Raw genomic sequence first — 18,799 nt, forward strand, 5'->3', positions numbered from 1 at the left:
CACGGAGGTGCCGCGTGAGCGACGCCAAGGACCCCCAGCACGACGCGAAGCAGGGCGCCGAGGGAGCCGAGAAGGACCCCACGCAGGCCACCGCCAACAGCGACGTCCTCGGCAACAAGGCCGCGGACGCCGCTGCCGACAAGGGCAACGCCGTCGAGGACCCCGCTCCCGTCGTGGCCGGCCCGACGACCGGTACCCAGCCCGGGTCGGTGACCGACCGCGAGACGGGCGAGCGCCTCCCCGCCGCCCCCGGCGCCACCCCCGACCCGGTCGTGGTCGGTGAGCGCCGCGGCATGTTCGGCGCGCGCGACACCGGTGACACCACCGGCTACGGCGGGATGGTCAGCCCGATCCTGTTCCCGGCCGCAGCCGTGCGGCCCTACGGCAGCTTCTTCGACGAGGTCGCCGACCAGCTCGAGCGCTCCCTCGTCGGCGGTACCGCCTCCTATGCCGAGGCCGTCGAGCGAGTGGTCGTCGACCGCGGCGAGATGACGCTCTTCGTGCGCCGCGAGCACCTGCGCGCCGTCGCCCGCGTGCTGCGCGACGACCCGGCCCTGCGCTTCGAGATCTGCACCGGCGTCTCCGGTGTGCACTACCCGCAGGAGGAGGGCCGCGAGCTCCACGCCGTCTACCACTTCCTGTCGATCACCCACGGCGGACGCCGGGTCCGCGTCGAGGTCACCGCACCCGACGCCGACCCGCACATCCCGTCGATCGTCGAGACCTACCCGGCGAACGACTGGCACGAGCGCGAGACGTGGGACATGTTCGGGATCGAGTTCGACGGCCACCCGGCCCTGACCCGCATCCTCATGCCCGACGACTGGCCGGGCCACCCCCAGCGCAAGGACTACCCCCTCGGCGGCATCCCCGTCGAGTACAAGGGCGCGACGGTCCCACCGCCGGACCAGCGGAGGTCGTACAACTGATGAGCACCACGACAGGCACCACGGGCACGACCGGCGCCCACAGCACCGGCCCCGCCGACATCTACGCGACCTCCGGCGCCGACGCGGCCGCCTCCGAGGGCGCGCACGTCTTCAACTCCACCGGTGGCGACTGGGACCAGCTCGTCGACGAGGCCGCAGCCCTCCACGAGGAGCGCATCGTCGTCAACATGGGTCCGCAGCACCCCTCGACGCACGGCGTGCTCCGCCTGATCCTCGAGATCGACGGCGAGACGGTGACCGAGACCCGCGCGGGCATCGGCTACCTGCACACGGGCATCGAGAAGAACATGGAGTTCCGCACCTGGACCCAGGGCGTGACCTTCTGCACGCGCATGGACTACCTCGCGCCGCTGTTCAACGAGGCCGCCTACTGCCTCTCCGTCGAGAAGCTCCTCGGCATCACCGACCAGATCCCCGAGCGCGCCAGCGTCATCCGCGTGCTCATGATGGAGCTCAACCGCATCGGCTCCCACCTCGTGGCCCTCGCCACCGGTGGCATGGAGATGGGCGCCACGACCGTCATGACGGTCGGCTTCCGCGAGCGCGAGCGCATCCTCTCGATCCTCGAGATGGTCACGGGTCTGCGCATGAACCACGCGTTCATCCGCCCCGGCGGTGTCGCGCAGGACCTGCCGCCGGGCGCCATCGACAAGGTGCGCGACACGATCCCGTTGCTGCGCAGGGGGCTCCACGAGCTCGAGCTGCTCCTGGTGGAGAACCCGATCCTCAAGGGCCGCACCGTCGACGTCGGCTACCTCGACCTGTCCGGCTGCATGGCCCTCGGCATCACCGGCCCGATCCTGCGTTCCACCGGCCTGCCGCACGACCTGCGCAAGCTCGACCCCTACTGCGGCTACGAGACCTACGACTTCGAGGTCATCACCCGCACCGAGGCCGATGCCTACTCGCGCCTGCGGATCCGCATCGACGAGATGTACGAGTCGCTGAAGATCGCCGAGCAGGCCATCGACCGGCTGGCGTCGACGCCCGGCCCGGTCATGGTCGAGGACAAGAAGATCGCGTGGCCGGCCCAGCTGGCCATCGGCGGCGACGGCATGGGCAACAGCCTCGACCACATCCGCGAGATCATGGGCACCTCCATGGAGTCGCTCATCCACCACTTCAAGCTGGTCACCGAGGGCTTCCGGGTCCCGCCGGGCCAGGCGTACGCCGCGGTCGAGAGCCCCAAGGGCGAGCTCGGCTGCCACGCGGTGTCCGACGGGGGCACGCGGCCCTACCGCGTGCACTTCCGGGAGCCGTCGTTCAACAACCTGCAGGCCACGGCCGCGATGTGCGAAGGCAGCCAGATCGCCGACGTCATCGTCGCGGTGGCCTCGATCGACCCCGTCATGGGAGGCGTGGACCGCTGATGGAGCACTACGGACTGCAGACGGCGGCCGGACACCTCACGGTGCCGGCCGAGTCCAAGGAGCCCTACGCCGAGGACGTGCTGGCCCAGCTGCACGCCGACGCGGAGCAGGTCGTGGCCCGCTACCCGCAGAAGCGCTCGGCGCTGCTGCCGCTGCTGCACCTGGTGCAGAGCGTCGACGGCTACGTCACCGGCCGCGGCATCGACTTCTGCGCCGAGGTCCTCGACCTGACCACCGCCGAGGTCTCCGGCGTCGCGACGTTCTACACGCAGTACAAGCGCCACCCCAACGGCGAGTACACCGTCGGCGTCTGCACCAACACGCTCTGCGCGATCATGGGCGGCGACCAGATCTGGGACGAGGTCTCCGAGCACCTCGGCATCGGCCACGACGAGACGACTCCCGACGGCAAGATCACCCTCGAGCGCGTCGAGTGCAACGCCGCGTGCGACTACGCGCCCGTCGTCATGGCCAACTGGGAGTTCTTCGACAACCAGACGCCGGAGTCGACCAAGCAGCTCGTCGACGACCTGCGCTCCGGCAAGGACGTCGCCCCCACCCGCGGCCCGTCGCGCGTCTGCAGCTTCAAGCAGGTCTCGCGCGTCCTCGCCGGCTTCCACGACGGCCTCGCCGACGAGGGCGTCGGCGCCGGCCCCTCCTCGCTCGAGGGCCTGCGCGTCGCCAAGGACAACCACTGGACCGCGCCGTCGGGCGACGACGCCAAGGGTGACGCCCAGGGCGCGGGTCACCCCGACGACCTGGCACCCGGGCTGCGCTCGTCCACCGACGCACCCGCCAACGACGCCGACGAGCAGGCGGGCGACAAGCCCGCCGAGGGGAAGTGACAGCCGTGGCCACCACGCTCACCCCGATCCTCACCAAGTTCTGGGACGACCCGCAGTCCTGGACGCTGGAGACCTACGAGAAGAACGAGGGCTACCAGGCGCTGAAGAAGGCGCTCGGCATGAAGCCCGCGGACCTCGTGCAGATGACCAAGGACTCCGGCCTGCGCGGTCGTGGTGGCGCAGGCTTCCCGACCGGTATGAAGTGGGGCTTCCTGCCCCCGCCGGACGGCGGCCCCCGCTACCTCGTCGTCAACGCCGACGAGTCCGAGCCGGGCACGTGCAAGGACATCCCGCTGATGATGGCTGCGCCGCAGTTCCTCATCGAGGGCGTCGCGATCACGTCGTTCGCCATCGGCTGCAACCACGCCTTCATCTACCTGCGCGGCGAGGTCGTGCACGTCTACCGCCGCCTGCTGCGCGCGGTGGAGGAGGCGTACGCCGCCGGCTACCTCGGCAAGAACATCCAGGGCAGCGGCTTCGACCTCGACGTGACGGTCCACGCGGGCGCCGGCGCCTACATCTGCGGTGAGGAGACGGCGCTGCTCGACAGCCTCGAGGGCCGCCGCGGCCAACCGCGCCTCAAGCCGCCGTTCCCCGCGGTCGCGGGCCTCTACGCGCGCCCGACCGTCGTCAACAACGTCGAGTCCATCGCCTCGGTCCCGCCGATCCTGCTGCACGGCGCCGACTGGTTCACCGGCATGGGCACCGAGAAGTCGCAGGGCTTCGGCATCTTCAGCCTCTCGGGGCACGTCAAGCGTCCCGGCCAGTACGAGGCGCCGCTCGGCATCACGCTGCGCGAGCTGCTCGACATGGCCGGCGGCATGCGCGACCCCAACAAGAAGCTCAAGTTCTGGACCCCGGGTGGATCATCGACGCCGATCTTCACCGACGAGCACCTCGACGTCCCGCTCGACTTCGAGTCGGTCGCGGCGGCGGGCTCGATGCTCGGCACCCGCGCGCTGCAGATCTTCGACGAGACCACCTGCGTGGTGCGCGCCGTCGACCGCTGGACCGACTTCTACAAGCACGAGTCCTGCGGCAAGTGCACCCCGTGCCGTGAGGGCACCTGGTGGCTCAAGCAGATCCTCGGCCGGCTCGAGCACGGGCAGGGCGACGAGGAGGACCTCGAGAAGCTCCTCGACATCTGCGACAACATCCTCGGCCGGGCGTTCTGCGCCCTCGGCGACGGCGCGACCAGCCCGATCACGAGCAGCATCCAGTACTTCCGCGAGGAGTACCTCGCCCACCTCACCAACGGTGGCTGCCCCTTCGACCCGAGGGAGTCGTCGCTGTTCGCGAAGGAGAAGGCCACCGCATGACTGTCACCACGAGCCCCAGTGCGGGCGGCAACGCCGTGAGCAAGGGCGGCGACGCCTCGACCCCGCCGGCCGTCGACCTGGTCACGCTGACCATCGACGGTGTCGACGTGTCGGTGCCGAAGAACACGCTGGTGATCCGTGCCGCCGAGGAGATCGGCGTCCAGATCCCGCGGTTCTGCGACCACCCGCTGCTCGAGCCGGTCGGCGCCTGCCGCCAGTGCCTCGTCGACGTCGCGACGCCGGGCCCCGACGGCTCGCTGCGCCCGATGCCCAAGCCGCAGGCGTCGTGCACCATCTCGGTGTCGGAGGGCATGCAGGTCAAGACGCAGCAGACCTCGCCCGTCGCCGACAAGGCGCAGCAGGGCGTGATGGAGATGCTGCTCATCAACCACCCGCTCGACTGCCCGGTCTGCGACAAGGGTGGCGAGTGCCCCCTGCAGAACCAGGCGATGAGCAACGGCCGCGCCGTATCCCGGTTCGAGGACGTCAAGCGCACGTACCCCAAGCCGATCAACATCTCCTCGCAGGTGCTGCTCGACCGTGAGCGCTGCGTCCTCTGCGCCCGCTGCACCCGCTTCTCCGACCAGATCGCCGGTGACCCGTTCATCGCGCTGGTCGAGCGCGGCGCGCTGCAGCAGGTCGGCATCTACGAGGAGCAGCCCTTCGAGTCCTACTTCTCGGGCAACACCGTCCAGATCTGCCCGGTGGGCGCGCTGACCGGTGCCGCCTACCGCTTCCGCAGCCGCCCGTTCGACCTCGTGTCGACGCCGAGCGTCTGCGAACACTGTGCGTCCGGCTGCTCGATCCGCACCGACCACCGTCGCGGTGTGGTGCTGCGCCGCATGGCCATCAACGACCCGGCCGTCAACGAGGAGTGGAACTGCGACAAGGGCCGCTGGGCCTTCCAGTACGCCACCACCGGTGACCGCTTCCAGTTCCCGATGGTCCGTGACGAGCTCGGCGAGCTGCAGGTCGCGTCGTGGCCCGAGGCGCTCGAGGCGGCTGCTGCCGGCCTGCGTGCCGCCAAGGGTGTCGGGGTGCTCGTCGGCGGCCGTGTGTCGGCCGAGGACGCCTACGCCTACGGCAAGTTCGCGCGCACCGTCGTCGACACCAACGACGTCGACTTCCGGGCCCGTCCGCACTCGCAGGAGGAGGCCGACTTCCTCGCCTCCACCGTGGTGGGCACCGGCCCGCACGGCGCTGCGGTGACCTACGCCGAGCTCGAGACCGCCAAGACCGTCGTCCTGGTCGGGTTCGAGCCCGAGGAGGAGAGCCCGATCGTCTTCCTGCGGCTGCGCAAGGCGCACCGCAAGCACAAGACCGCCGTGTACGCCGTCGCGCCCTTCGCCACCCGCGGGCTCACCAAGCTCGGCGGCACGCTCATCCCGTCGGCTCCCGGCACCGAGGCCGAGGTGCTGCGCGCGCTCGGTGACGGCGTCACCGGCGACGGTGCCGCGGCCAAGGCGGCCCAGGCGCTGCAGGAGCCGGGCGTGGTCGTCCTCGTCGGCGAGCGCCTCGCCACCGTGCCCGGTGCCCTGTCCGCTGCCGTCGCCCTCACCGCCTCGACCGGCGCCCGCCTCGCGTGGGTGCCCCGGCGTGCGGCGGAGCGCGGTGCGCTCGAGGCCGGCGCCCTCCCGACCCTGCTGCCCGGCGGCCGACCGGTCTCCGACCCCGCTGCCCGCCAGCAGGTCGCCGAGGCCTGGGACGTCGTCGGCCTGCCCGACGCTCCCGGCCGCGACACCGCCGGCATCATCGCCGCCGCGACGACGGGGGAGATCAACGCCCTGGTCGTCGGTGGCGTCGACGCCGCCGACCTGGCCGACGCCAAGGCCGAGGAGGCCCTGGCCAAGACGTTCGTCGTCTCCCTCGAGCTGCGTCCCTCCTCGGTGACCGCGGTCGCCGACGTGGTGCTGCCCGTGGCCGCCCACGCCGAGAAGGGCGGCACGTTCGTCGACTGGGAGGGCCGCACCCGCCAGTTCGCGACGGCCCTGGACACCCAGTACCAGTCGGACTACCGCGTGCTCGACATGCTCACCTCCGAGCTGGGCGGCTTCCTCGGCACGCGCACCCTCAGCGAGGTCCGCTCCGAGATGCAGGCGCTCGGGCCGTGGCAGGGCGAGCGCCCCGCCGCGCCGGCCGTCGAGGTCGGCCCGGTGCCGACCGCCGGTGACGGCCAGGCCGTCCTGGCGACCTGGCACCACCTGCTCGACCGCGGGTCCCTGCAGGACGGCGAGCCGTTCCTGGCGGGCACCGCCAAGGAGGCCCGCGCCCGGGTGTCGGCCGCTACCGCGGAGGGCTTCGGCCTCACCGACGGCGACCTCGTGCGGGTCGCCACCGGCGCCGGCGCGGTCATCGTGCCGGTGGAGGTCGTCGAGGACATGGTCGACCACGTCGTCTGGCTGCCCACCAACTCCGAGGGCAGCGCCGTCCGTGCCACGCTGGGCGCCGGCGCCGGGGCCCTCGTGACCCTGGCGAAGGCCGCCACCGCTGCCACCACCGTGGAACGAGAGGTCACCCAGTGAGCACCGTGACGTACGCCGCGCAGGCCGTCACCGGCCTACCGCACCTCACGGCCGGGCTGGCCGCGAACGTGCCCTTCGCCGACAACCCCCGCGTCGACTTCAGCGACACCCCGTGGTGGCTGCACCTGGTCAAGGCGCTGCTGGTCTTCGTCTTCCTGCTCGTCAACACGCTGATCGTCATCTGGTTCGAGCGCCGCGTGATCGGGCGGATGCAGCAGCGTCCCGGCCCCAACCGCACCGGCCCGTTCGGCCTGCTGCAGACGCTGGCCGACGGCGTGAAGCTGGCGCTCAAGGAGGACCTGACCCCCAAGAACGCCGACAAGGTCGTCTTCGCGCTGGCGCCGGCCATCGCGGGTGCCATGGCGTTCGTGTCGTTCGCGATCATCCCGCTCGGGCCGACGGTCTCGATGTTCGGCCACCGCACCCCGCTGCAGCTCACCGACATCCCCGTCGCGGTGCTGCTGGTCCTCGCGGTCGCGGGCGTCGGCGTCTACGGCATCGTGCTGGCCGGCTGGTCGTCGGGCTCGACCTACCCGCTGCTCGGTGGCCTGCGCTCGACCGCCCAGGTCATCTCCTACGAGATCGCCATGGGTCTGTCGCTCGTCGCGGTCTTCCTCTACTCCGGCTCGATGTCGACCTCGCAGATCGTCGCCTCGCAGAAGGACCTCTGGTACATCATCCCGGCGTTCTTCAGCTTCTTCGTCTACGTCATCACCATGGTCGGCGAGACCAACCGGCTGCCGTTCGACCTCGCCGAGGGCGAGGGCGAGCTCACCGGCGGCTTCCACACCGAGTACTCCTCGCTGAAGTTCGCGATGTTCTTCCTCGGCGAGTACGTCAACATGTTCACCGTCTCGGCGCTGGCCACGACGATGTTTCTCGGTGGCTGGCAGGCACCTCCCGGCATCGCCGCCATCAACGACGGCATGTTCAACCACGGCTGGTGGGGCCTGCTCTGGTTCGTCATCAAGCTCTGGCTGTTCATGTTCTTCTTCGTGTGGCTGCGCGGCTCGCTGCCCCGTGTCCGCTACGACCAGTTCATGCGGTTCGGCTGGAAGTTCCTCATCCCCGTCACCCTGGCCTGGGTCGTGGTCGTCGCCTTCATCCGCGGCAGCCAGCTCGGCTACTTCGGTGACGCGGCCCTGACCCTGGGCAACCGCCGGTTCCCGCTGTTCAGCATCATCTTCGTCGTCATCGTCTCGCTCGCCGCGCTGCTCGCGGTCTGGCTGTGGGACAACAAGAAGATCGAGCGCGAGGCCGTCCGCAACGCCCCGGCGCCGGAGGAGGTCGACCCGTTCGCGGGTGGCTACCCCGTGCCGCCACTGCCCGGACAGCGACTCAAGGAGCCGAGCATGGCCCTCAGCGACCGCAGCGAACGCGCACCCGAGAAGGAGGCCACCCGTGGCTGACGAGCAGAAGAAGGGCGGGTTCCTCGCCGACCTCTTCGCCCCGGTGGGTGGCTTCGGGGTCACCTTCGCCACGATGTTCCGCAAGCTCGAGACGGAGGAGTACCCGGAGGAGAAGCGGCCCACCCAGCCGCGGTTCCATGGGCGCCACCAGCTCAACCGGCACCCCGACGGCCTCGAGAAGTGCGTCGGCTGCGAGCTGTGCGCGTGGGCCTGCCCGGCCGACGCGATCCTCGTCGAGGGCGCGCAGAACGACGACACCGACGGCGGCCTCGGGCGGTTCTCGCCCGGCGAGCGCTACGGCCGCGTCTACCAGATCAACTACCTGCGCTGCATCTTCTGCGGCCTGTGCATCGAGGCGTGCCCGACCCGCGCGCTGACGATGACCAACTTCTACGAGCTCGCCGACGACAACCGCGGCGACCTCATCTTCACCAAGGAGCAGCTCCTCGCGCCGCTGGCCGAGGGCATGCTGCCCGCGCCCCACCCGATGGTGGACGGCATGGAGGAGCGCGACTACTACCAGGGCAAGGTCGCCCGCGCGACGCCCGAGCAGGAGGCCTGGGTGGCCGAGCGCGACGCCCAGCCCCAGGACGGGCTGGCCCCGAGCGGCGACCCCGTCGAGGGCGTCGACACCGTGACCACCCGGCAGGCCACCCGTGAGAGCAGTGGAGAGGCGGTGCGCCGATGACCGGCCTCGGTGAGCAGATCATGTTCTGGGTCCTGGCACCCATCAGCGTCCTCGGGGCGCTCGGCCTCATCTTCGCCAAGAAGGCCGTGCACGCGGCCCTCGGCATGGCCCTGGTCATGATCAACCTCGGCGTCTTCTACATCGCGCAGGAGGCGGACTTCCTGGGCATCATCCAGATCTTCGTCTACACCGGCGCCGTGATGATGCTGTTCCTGTTCGTCCTGATGCTCGTCGGCGTCGACTCCTCCGACTCCCTCGTGGAGACGCTCAAGGGACAGAAGTGGGCCTCGGTCCTGCTGGCCCTCGGGCTCGCCGCCCTGGTCTTCACCGCGGTCGGCCGGGTCCGGTTCGCGCCGATGAAGGGGCTGTCCGGGGTCAACGACAGCACCGGCAACGTCACCGGCGTCGCCGAGCTGATCTTCGGCAAGTACGTCTGGGTCTTCGAGATCACCTCGGCCCTGCTGATCACCGCCGCCCTCGGCGCGATGGTCCTGGCGCACCGTGAGCGCATCGGCGCCAAGCCGAGCCAGCGGCTGTGGTCCGAGCGGCGCATCCGCGACAACCGCAACGTCGCCGGCCTGCCGGCCCCCGGTGTCTACGCGCGCAGCAACGCCGTCGACACCCCGGCCCTGCTGCCCGACGGCACCCCCAGCGAGCTGTCGGTGTCGCGAGTGCTCACCGCCCGCGAGCAGGTCGTCGCCCCCGTCCGCCACATCGAGTCCGAGCACGACATCGAGCACGAGATCGAGGAGGGCTCACAGCGGTGAACCTCGTCAACTACATCTACCTCGCGACCCTGCTGTTCGCGATCGGTGGCGCGACCGTCCTCATGCGGCGCAACGCCATCATCGTGTTCATGGGTGTCGAGCTGATGCTCAACGCCACCAACCTCATGTTCGTGACCTTCGCGCGGATGAACGGCAACCTCGACGGCCAGGTGATCGCCCTGTTCGTCATGGTGGTCGCCGCCGCCGAGGTGGTCGTCGGCCTCGCGATCATCATGGCCATCTTCCGTGCCCGCCGGTCGGCCTCGGTCGACGACGCCAACCTCCTGAAGCTGTAGAAGGGGCCTCGAAGGTGACTTCCCTCGCAACTCTCGCCGCCGCCGACGGTGCCGCCACCGCGGCCACCGGCATCACGGCCTACGCGTGGCTGCTCGTCGCGCTGCCCATGCTCGGTGCCGCCGTGCTCCTCCTCGGGGGACGCGCCACCGACAAGTGGGGGCCGCTGTTCGCCACCGCGATGTCGTGGGCGGCGTTCGTCGTCGGCGCGATCATCTGGATCTCGATGGTCGGCCGCGACCCGGGGGCCCGGGCCGCGTCGCTGCACCTGTTCAGCTGGGTGCCGGCCGGGTCGTTCAACGTCGACGCCGGCATGCTCGTCGACCAGCTCTCGGTGACGTTCGTGCTGCTGGTGACGTTCGTCGGCTCGCTGATCCACGTCTACTCCCTGGGCTACATGGAGCACGACCCGGACAAGCGCCGCTTCTTCGCCTACCTCAACCTCTTCGTCGCCGCGATGCTCCTGCTGGTGCTCGCCGACTCCTACCTGCTGCTCTACGTCGGCTGGGAGGGCGTGGGCCTGGCGTCCTACCTGCTCATCGGGTTCTGGAACCACAACCCCGCGTACGCCACCGCCGCCAACAAGGCGTTCGTGGTCAACCGCGTCGGTGACTTCGGGCTGTCCGTCGCGATCATGATCATGTTCGCCGCGTTCGGGACGGTCTCCTTCGCCGGTGTCCAGCAGGCTGCCCAGGGCGGTGCGGGGGAGGGTGTCCTCACGGCCATCGGCCTCATGCTCCTGCTCGGCGCCTGCGGCAAGTCGGCGCAGTTCCCGCTCCAGAGCTGGCTCGGCGACGCCATGGCCGGCCCGACCCCGGTGTCCGCGCTCATCCACGCGGCGACCATGGTCACCGCCGGTGTCTACCTCGTGGTCCGCAGCGGCTTCATCTTCCACGGCGCCCCCAACGCGCAGCTTGTCGTCGTCATCGTCGGCGCGATCACGCTGCTCTTCGGTGCCGTCGTCGGCTGCGCCAAGGACGACATCAAGAAGGCGCTGGCCGCCTCCACGATGAGCCAGATCGGCTACATGATGCTCGCCGCCGGCCTCGGCCCGGTCGGTGCGGCGTTCGCGATCTTCCACCTGCTGACCCACGGCTTCTTCAAGGCCGGCATGTTCCTCGGCGCCGGCTCGGTCATGCACGGCATGAACGACCAGGTCGACATGCGCCGGTTCGGTGGCCTGTCGGGCGCCATGAAGATCACCTGGGTGACCTTCGGGCTCGGCTGGCTCGCGATCCTCGGCGTCCCGCCGTTCTCGGGCTTCTGGTCCAAGGACAAGATCATCGAGGCCGCGTTCATCGGCGAGGGCTGGCGCCCGTGGGTCTTCGGGCTCACCGCGCTCATCGGCGCCGGCATCACCGCCTTCTACATGTCGCGCCTGTTCTTCATGACCTTCCACGGCAAGAAGCGCTGGACCGACGACGTGCACCCGCACGAGTCGCCCCTGACGATGACCGTGCCGATGATGGTGCTGGCCGTCGGGTCGGCCCTGCTCGGCCTGGTCCTGTCCATCGGTGGCACCTTCACCCACTGGCTGGAGCCGATCACCGGCTCCCACGGTGAGGAGCACCCGGTGCTGTCCGTGCCGGTCATCACGATCCTCACGCTGGTGCTCGTGATCGGCGGCATCGCCCTGGCCTGGATGCGCTACTGGCGCGACTCGGTGCCGGTGGCGCAGCCGACGGGCTCGCTGGCCACCCGGGCGGCGCGTCGCGACCTCTACCAGGACGACGTCAACGAGGGCGTGTTCATGCGCCCCGGCCTCCACCTGACGCGGGCCCTGGTGTTCGCGGACAACCGTGGGGTCGACGGTGGCTTCGGTGGCCTCGCGGCCCTCGTCGGTGGCACGTCCAGCCGCCTGCGTCGCCTCCAGAACGGCTTCGCGCGTTCCTATGCCCTGACGATGCTTGCCGGCGTCGTCGTGATCCTCGGTGCTCTGTGGGTGATCCAGTGATGACGAACTTCCCCTGGCTGACCGTGATCGGGTTGATCCCGCTCATCGGTGCTGCCGTCGTGGCCGCCCTCCCGGCAGGGGTGACCGACCGGGCGAAGCACATCGCGCTCGGTGTCTCCGTCGTGACGCTCGTGATGGGCATCGCGGCTGCGCTGCAGTTCGAGAACAAGTCCGGCACGCAGTTCCAGCTCGCCGAGCAGCACGAGTGGATCCCGCAGTTCGGCGTCTCCTACGCCGTGGGCGTCGACGGCATCGCGCTCGTCATGATCCTCATGGCGCTGGTCCTCACGCCGGTGTGCATCCTCGCCGCCTGGCGCGACGTGCCCGAGGGCGGCAAGCGCGAGAAGAACTACTTCGCGCTGATGCTGGCGCTCGAGACGTTCATGGTCGGCGTGTTCGCCGCCACCGACGTCTTCCTGTTCTACGTCTTCTTCGAGGCCATGCTCATCCCGGTCTACTTCCTGATCGGGTCCTACGGCGGCCCGCGCCGGCAGTACGCCGCGGTGAAGTTCCTGCTGTTCTCCCTCGCGGGTGGGCTGGTCATGCTCGTGGGCGTCCTGGCGCTCTACCACTACGGCCCCGGCGGCTCCGACGGCTTCCTCGTCTCCAAGCTGACCGGCCTGCACCTGGGCACCACCCCCGAGCGCCTCATGTTCGTCGCGTTCTTCTTCGCGTTCGCGGTCAAGGCGCCGATGTGGCCGGTCCACACCTGGCTGCCCGACGCCTCCACCGAGGCCCGCCCCGCCACCGCGGTGCTGCTCGTCGGCGTCCTGGACAAGGTCGGCACCTTCGGGATGATCCGCTTCTGCCTCCAGCTCTTCCCGGAGGCCAGCCGCTGGGCGACTCCCGTGGTGCTCGTGCTCGCGGTCATCTCGATCCTGTACGGCGCGCTGCTCGCGATCGGGCAGACCGACCTCATGCGCCTGATCGCCTACACCTCGGTCAGCCACTTCGGCTTCATCGTGCTCGGCATCTTCGCCTTCACCACGACCGGTGCCGCCGGCTCGACGCTCTACATGCTCAACCACGGCTTCTCGACGGCGGCGCTGTTCCTCGTCGGCGCGATGCTCGTGGCCCGGCGCGGCAGCAAGCGCATCCCCGACTTCGGTGGCTGGCAGCGCGTCACGCCCGGCCTCGCCGGCGTGTTCCTCGTGGCCGGTCTGTCGGGCCTGGCGCTCCCGGGGCTGAGCTCGTTCGTCTCGGAGTTCCTCGTGCTCGTCGGGACGTTCCAGCGCTACAAGTTCGCGGCGGTCGTCGCGACGGCGGGCATCGTCCTGGCCGCCCTCTACATCCTGCTCATGTACAAGCGGATGATGACCGGTCCCAAGCCGGAGCTCGAGGGCCCGGTCCGCGACATCAGCCTGCGCGAGAAGATCGTCGTCGCCCCGCTCATCGCGGCGTTCGTGGTCCTCGGCTTCTACCCGAAGCCCGCGCTGGACATGCTCAACCCGGCCGTGTCGAAGACCCTGCAGTACGTCGGAGTCTCCGACCCCACCCCGACCTCCGCTGACGGGAGCACGAAGTAATGCCCGCCGTGACTGTCCTGGCCGCGCCCATGGTGCCGGCTGCCTTCAAGGCCGCCGACGTCTCCTACGGCGCCATCGCCCCGATGCTCATCGTCGTCGCCGGTGCGCTCGTCGGCGTCCTCGTCGAGGCGTTCGCGCCGCGGCGGGTGCGGCACACCACCCAGGTGGCGCTGGCCCTGGTGACCCTGGTCGCCGCCTTCGTCGTCCTCGTCACCGTGTCGACCAAGGCGACCAACCGGGGCGGCACGCTCGCCCAGGCCGTGATCATCGACGGGCCGTCGCTGTTCCTGCAGGGCGCGATCCTGCTCATGTCGGTGCTCGGTGTCCTCACCATGGCCGAGAAGTTCGGCGGCCAGGGCTCCGACGCGTTCACCCCGATGGGTGCCGCGGTCCCCGGCTCGGCGCACGAGGCGGCCGCCCTGCGCGCCGGCCTCGCCACCAGCGAGGTCTTCCCGCTCACGCTGTTCGCCGTGGTCGGCATGATGCTCTTCCCGGCCGCCGGTGACCTGCTGACCATGTTCGTCGCGCTCGAGGTCCTCTCGCTGCCGCTCTACCTCATGTGCGGCCTGGCCCGCCGACGCCGCCTGCTGTCGCAGGAGGCGTCCCTCAAGTACTTCCTGCTCGGTGCCTTCAGCTCCGCGTTCTTCCTCTTCGGTGCCGCGCTCATGTACGGCTACGCCGGCTCGCTCAACATCGCCGACATCGCCACGGCGGTCTCGGGTGCCTCGGCCAACCTCGAAGGCCTGCTGCTGCCGGGCGTCGTGTTCGTCATGGTGGGCCTGCTGTTCAAGGTCGGCGCCGTGCCGTTCCACTCCTGGACCCCTGACGTCTACCAGGGCGCCCCGACCCCGGTCACCGGGTTCATGGCTGCCTGCACCAAGGTCGCCGCGTTCGGCGCGATCCTGCGCATCGTCTACGTCGGCATCGAGGCCAACCGCTGGGACTGGCGCGGAGGCATCATCGCCGTCGCCGCCCTGACCATGGTCGTCGGCGCCGTCCTGTCGGTCACCCAGACCGACGTCAAGCGGCTGCTGGCCTACTCCTCGATCGCCCACGCGGGCTTCATCCTCGTGGCCGTGCTGTCCTTCGACCGCACGGGTGTCTCGGGCACGCTGTTCTACCTCGTCGCCTACGGCTTCATGACCATCGCCGGTTTCGCCATCGTCTCGATGGTGCGCCAGGGCGGCTCCGAGGCCTCGCACCTGTCGCAGTGGGCCGGCCTCGGCCGCAACCACCCCGTGGTCGCGGGCGTCTTCGCGTTCCTGCTGCTGGCCTTCGCGGGCATCCCGCTGACGTCCGGCTTCACCGCCAAGTTCGCGGCGTTCTCCCCGGCGGTCGCCTTCGGCGGCACCTCCGGTGTCGCGCTGGTCGTCATCGGTGTGCTCTGCAGCGTCATCACGGCCTTCGTCTACGTGCGCCTCATCGTGCTCATGTACTTCACCGAGGCCCCCGCCGGTGAGGCCGTGGTCGCCGAGACCGCATCGGCCTACACGACGATCGCGATCACGGTCGGCACCCTCGTCACCCTTGTCCTCGGCGTGCTGCCGACGCAGGTGCTCGACCTGGCCGAGCGGTCCTCGCAGTTCCTGCTGAAGTGAGCAGGGCTGCGCAGATGAGCCCCACCCCGCCGGTCCTGGCGCTGCCGGCCACCTCCGAGGAGCTGGCCGGCAGGCTCCAGGACGGGCTGGCCGAGGTCGACGCGCTGCTGCGGCGCGAGGTCGACCACGACGACCCGTTCATCGCCGGCGCCAACGTCCACCTCGCCGAGGCGGGCGGCAAGCGGTTCCGGCCGCTGCTCACCCTGCTCGCGTCGGAGGTGGGCTCCGGCGTCAACCCCGAGGTGGTGGCTGCGGCCACCGGCGTCGAGCTCACGCACCTGGCCTCGCTCTACCACGACGACGTCATGGACGAGGCGCTCGTGCGGCGAGGGGCGCCCAGCGCCAACGCCCTCTACGACAACTCGACGGCGATCCTCGTGGGCGACCTGCTGTTCGGCACCGCCTCGTCGATCATCGCCGACCTGGGCCCGGAGGCCGTGAAGATCCAGGCGCAGACGTTCGTGCGGCTGTGCTCGGGCCAGATCCGCGACGCACGCCCGGCGCCCGAGGGCGTCGACCCGGTCGACTACTACCTTCAGGTGCTGGCCGACAAGACCGGCGTCCTCATCGCCACCTCGGCGCGCTACGGCGCGATGTTCGCCGGCTGCGACCCCGTGACCGTGGAGACCCTGCGCGAGTACGGCGAGCGGCTGGGCATGGCGTTCCAGCTCGCCGACGACCTCATCGACATCGCGTCCGCCTCCGAGGACACCGGCAAGACCCCCGGCACCGACCTGCGCGAGGGCAAGCGCACGCTGCCCGTGCTGTTCGCGCTGGCCTCCACCGACCCGGCCGACGCCCGGCTGCAGGAGCTCCTGCGCTCCGACCTGCGCGACGAGCGGTCCCTCGCGGAGGCGCTCGAGCTGCTGCGGGTGCACCCGGCGATGGACCTCGCCCAGGAGCAGACCAACGCCGTCGCCGAGGAGGCCGTCGCCGCCCTGGACTCGCTGCCAGACAGCGAGGCGCGGACCGCACTGGTCGCGCTGGCGAGCAGCGTCGTCACCCGCGTCGGCTGAACGCCGCGCGGTCGCCCTCCTGGCCCGGTCCGGTCGGGCGAACGAGGCTCGACCGTCGCTGCCCGCAGGTAGGGTCGCGCCTGTGACCCGCACCTGGGACGTGGCCACCTCCGGCCTCCCCGCACCGCTCGCGGTGGTCGACCTCGACGCCTTCGAGGCGAACGCCGACGACCTGGTCCGCCGCGCCGGTGGTGTCCCCATCAGGGTCGCGTCCAAGTCCGTGCGCTGCCGCTCGCTGCTCACCCGGGTGCTCGGGCGGCCGGGCTTCGCCGGCGTCATGGCCTACTCCGTGCGTGAGGCCTGCTGGCTGGTCGGCTCCGGGGTCGACGACGTGTTCGTCGCCTACCCCAGCGTCGACGTGCCGGCCCTCGCCGAGCTGGGCCAGGACCCGTGGGCCGCCCGCCAGGTCACGCTGACGATCGACTCCCTCGAGCACGTGGAGCTGCTCGCCTCCCTCGAGCGCCCGCACGGGCTACGGGTTGCGGTCGACGTCGACGCCTCGCTGCGCCTGGGACGGGTCCACATCGGGGTGCGCCGCTCCCCGGTGCGCACCCCGGCCGAGGCCACCGCGGTGGTGCAGGCCGCCCTCGCCGCCGGGCTCGACGTCGTCGGCCTGATGTTCTACGACGCCCAGATCGCCGGGCTGCCCGACACCTCACCCGCGGTGCGGCTGGTGAAGCGTCGTTCGGCCGCGTCGCTGCTCGAGCGCCGGGCCGCCGTCGTGGCCGCGGTGTGCGAGCTGACCGACCTGCGGTTCGTCAACGGCGGCGGCACGGGCTCGGTCCACCTCACCGTCCTCGACCCGGTCGTGACCGAGGTGGCCGCCGGCTCCGGGCTCTACGGGCCGACGCTGTTCGACGGCTACGACGACTTCAGCCCGAGACCTGCGGCGGCCTTCGCCCTGGCGGTCACCCGCCGCCCGGGTCCGGGGTTCGCCACCGTGTCGGGCGGTGGCTACATCGCTTCGGGCCCACCTGGGTGGAACCGCCTTCCCTCGGTGTTCGGGCGCAGGGACCTGTCCCTGGTCCGCCGCGAGGGCGCCGGGGAGGTCCAGACGCCCCTGCGAGGGAGCGGGGCCGGCGACCTTCGCGTCGGCGACCGGGTCTGGTTCCGCCACGCCAAGGCCGGTGAGCTGTGCGAGCGGTTCGACGCGCTGCACCTGGTCCGCGGCGAGGAGCTGGTGGAGACCGTGCCCACCTACCGCGGCGAGGGGAGGAACTTCGGGTGAGCACCACGTGGACCAACTGGGGCCGCAACCAGACCTGCCACCCCGCGCAGGTCGCGGTGCCACGTGACGTCGAGGAGCTCGCGGCGACGGTCGCGCAGGCCTCGGCCCGCGGCGTACGGGTCAAGGCGGTGGGGTCCGGGCACTCGTTCACGCCGGTTGCCACCACTGACGGCGTGCAGGTCCGGCTCGACCACCTGGTCGGGGTCCTGCGCGCCGACACCCGGAGCGGACGGGTGACGGTCGGCGCCGGAACGCCGTTGCACGTCCTCAACCCCGCGCTTCAGGCGCTCGGTCTGGCGCTGCCCAACCTCGGTGACATCGACCGGCAGACCATCAGCGGTGCCATCGCCACGGGCACCCACGGTTCCGGCGCGCGGTTCCAGGGCATCGCGTCGGCGGTGACCGGCCTGGTCCTGGTCCTCGCCGACGGGTCCGCGCTGCGCTGCTCGGCGACCGAGGAGCCCGAGGTGTTCGCGGCGGCCCGGGTCGGGCTCGGCGCCCTGGGCGTCGTGGTCGAGGTCGAGCTGCAGTGCGTGCCCGCGTTCCGCCTCCATGCGCAGGAGCACGGCGCGGACCTCGAGGACGTGCTCGCCTCGGTGCAGGACGACGTCGCCCGCCACGACCATGTCGACATGCACTGGTTCCCGCACACCGACCGGGTGCTGGTGAAGCACAACGACCGGGTGGGGGAGGACGCCGGCGGACGGCCGCTGCCCGCGTGGCGCGCGACCCTCGACGACGACCTGCTGTCCAACCGCTTCTTCGAGGTGGTCAACCGGGCGAGCACCCGGTGGCCCGGCATCGTGCCGCGGCTCAACCAGCTGACCTCACGGACCCTGTCGGCGCGCGACTACACCGACGACTCGTGGAGGGTGTTCTGCTCCTCGCGCCAGGTGCGTTTCCGCGAGAGCGAGTACGCCGTGCCGCGGGCGGCCGTGGGGGAGGTGGTGCGGGCGCTGCGCGACTGGGTCGACCGCCACGACGTCTCGCTGCCGTTCCCCGTCGAGCTGCGGTTCACCGGCGCCGACGACATCTGGCTCTCGACCGGGTACGAACGCGAGAACGCCTACGTGGCCGTGCACCAGTACCACCGGATGGACGACGGCGGCGTGTTCGCGGCGTTCGAGGCGATCGTCGCCGAGCACGAGGGTCGCCCCCACTGGGGCAAGCTCCACACGCTCGGCTCGGACCGGCTCGGCGAGCTCTACGCGCGGTTCGGGGACTTCCGCGCCGTCCGCGACCGGCTCGACCCGGGGCGCACCTTCACCAACGACCACCTGCGCCACGTCCTCGGCGACTGACGCGACGCCGGC

Annotated in this window: 15 protein-coding genes; all 15 read left to right on the top strand. The window is 70.8% G+C overall.

All coding sequences use genetic code 11. From position 1 onward, the window contains the following. Nucleotides 1–209: 209 nt before the first annotated feature. Complete coding sequence (locus AB4Z02_RS09810; RefSeq protein ID WP_441970679.1) at nucleotides 210–929, top strand: NADH-quinone oxidoreductase subunit C; 720 nt, start codon at nucleotides 210–212, stop codon at nucleotides 927–929. Further along, on the top strand, nucleotides 929–2,320 hold the full coding sequence (locus AB4Z02_RS09815; RefSeq protein WP_441970643.1) for an NADH-quinone oxidoreductase subunit D: 1,392 nt from the start codon (nucleotides 929–931) through the stop codon (nucleotides 2,318–2,320). Before AB4Z02_RS09810 ends, AB4Z02_RS09815 begins: the two co-directional genes overlap by 1 nt. Continuing rightward, nucleotides 2,320–3,165: an NADH-quinone oxidoreductase subunit NuoE gene (nuoE, locus tag AB4Z02_RS09820; protein ID WP_056882156.1), complete on the top strand. Its 846-nt coding sequence runs from the start codon at nucleotides 2,320–2,322 to the stop codon at nucleotides 3,163–3,165. The genes AB4Z02_RS09815 and nuoE overlap by 1 nt, the downstream gene beginning before the upstream one ends. 5 nt (nucleotides 3,166–3,170) lie before the next feature. Then, nucleotides 3,171–4,484 carry an NADH-quinone oxidoreductase subunit NuoF gene (gene nuoF / locus AB4Z02_RS09825; RefSeq protein WP_441970646.1) on the top strand — a complete coding sequence of 438 codons (1,314 nt, stop codon included), beginning with the start codon at nucleotides 3,171–3,173 and terminating at the stop codon, nucleotides 4,482–4,484. Next, nucleotides 4,481–7,006: an NADH-quinone oxidoreductase subunit G gene (locus AB4Z02_RS09830; protein WP_441970647.1), complete on the top strand. Its 2,526-nt coding sequence runs from the start codon at nucleotides 4,481–4,483 to the stop codon at nucleotides 7,004–7,006. Before nuoF ends, AB4Z02_RS09830 begins: the two co-directional genes overlap by 4 nt. Nucleotides 7,007–7,062: 56 nt before the next feature. Beyond that, a complete protein-coding gene (gene nuoH / locus AB4Z02_RS09835; protein WP_056882242.1) occupies nucleotides 7,063–8,415 on the top strand; it encodes an NADH-quinone oxidoreductase subunit NuoH in 1,353 nt (450 codons plus the stop codon). Further along, nucleotides 8,408–9,103, top strand: coding sequence for an NADH-quinone oxidoreductase subunit NuoI (nuoI, locus tag AB4Z02_RS09840; RefSeq protein WP_056882158.1), 696 nt, complete (start codon nucleotides 8,408–8,410; stop codon nucleotides 9,101–9,103). The genes nuoH and nuoI overlap by 8 nt, the downstream gene beginning before the upstream one ends. Continuing rightward, the gene (locus AB4Z02_RS09845; RefSeq protein WP_056882159.1) at nucleotides 9,100–9,870 is read left to right on the top strand and encodes an NADH-quinone oxidoreductase subunit J; all 771 of its coding nucleotides are present in this window, start codon (nucleotides 9,100–9,102) and stop codon (nucleotides 9,868–9,870) included. The genes nuoI and AB4Z02_RS09845 overlap by 4 nt, the downstream gene beginning before the upstream one ends. Beyond that, a complete protein-coding gene (gene nuoK, locus AB4Z02_RS09850; protein ID WP_056882160.1) occupies nucleotides 9,867–10,166 on the top strand; it encodes an NADH-quinone oxidoreductase subunit NuoK in 300 nt (99 codons plus the stop codon). Before AB4Z02_RS09845 ends, nuoK begins: the two co-directional genes overlap by 4 nt. Before the next feature lie 14 nt (nucleotides 10,167–10,180). Beyond that, entirely contained in the window at nucleotides 10,181–12,118 is a 1,938-nt protein-coding gene (gene nuoL, locus AB4Z02_RS09855) for an NADH-quinone oxidoreductase subunit L (RefSeq protein ID WP_441970650.1), read from the top strand. After that, nucleotides 12,118–13,644, top strand: a complete 1,527-nt coding sequence (locus AB4Z02_RS09860) for an NADH-quinone oxidoreductase subunit M (protein ID WP_056882243.1) — start codon at nucleotides 12,118–12,120, stop codon at nucleotides 13,642–13,644. Before nuoL ends, AB4Z02_RS09860 begins: the two co-directional genes overlap by 1 nt. Further along, nucleotides 13,644–15,242 carry an NADH-quinone oxidoreductase subunit NuoN gene (gene nuoN, locus AB4Z02_RS09865; protein ID WP_441970652.1) on the top strand — a complete coding sequence of 533 codons (1,599 nt, stop codon included), beginning with the start codon at nucleotides 13,644–13,646 and terminating at the stop codon, nucleotides 15,240–15,242. The genes AB4Z02_RS09860 and nuoN overlap by 1 nt, the downstream gene beginning before the upstream one ends. 14 nt (nucleotides 15,243–15,256) lie before the next feature. Then, nucleotides 15,257–16,258, top strand: coding sequence for a polyprenyl synthetase family protein (locus tag AB4Z02_RS09870; RefSeq protein ID WP_441970654.1), 1,002 nt, complete (start codon nucleotides 15,257–15,259; stop codon nucleotides 16,256–16,258). An 82-nt stretch (nucleotides 16,259–16,340) separates the two neighbouring features. Beyond that, nucleotides 16,341–17,486: an amino acid deaminase/aldolase gene (locus tag AB4Z02_RS09875; protein ID WP_441970655.1), complete on the top strand. Its 1,146-nt coding sequence runs from the start codon at nucleotides 16,341–16,343 to the stop codon at nucleotides 17,484–17,486. Beyond that, a complete protein-coding gene (locus tag AB4Z02_RS09880) occupies nucleotides 17,483–18,787 on the top strand; it encodes a D-arabinono-1,4-lactone oxidase (RefSeq protein ID WP_441970657.1) in 1,305 nt (434 codons plus the stop codon). Before AB4Z02_RS09875 ends, AB4Z02_RS09880 begins: the two co-directional genes overlap by 4 nt. Nucleotides 18,788–18,799 lie beyond the last annotated feature (12 nt).

This window comes from Pedococcus sp. 2YAF34 (genome assembly GCF_052114585.1).
Taxonomy (GTDB): Bacteria; Actinomycetota; Actinomycetes; order Actinomycetales; family Dermatophilaceae; genus Pedococcus.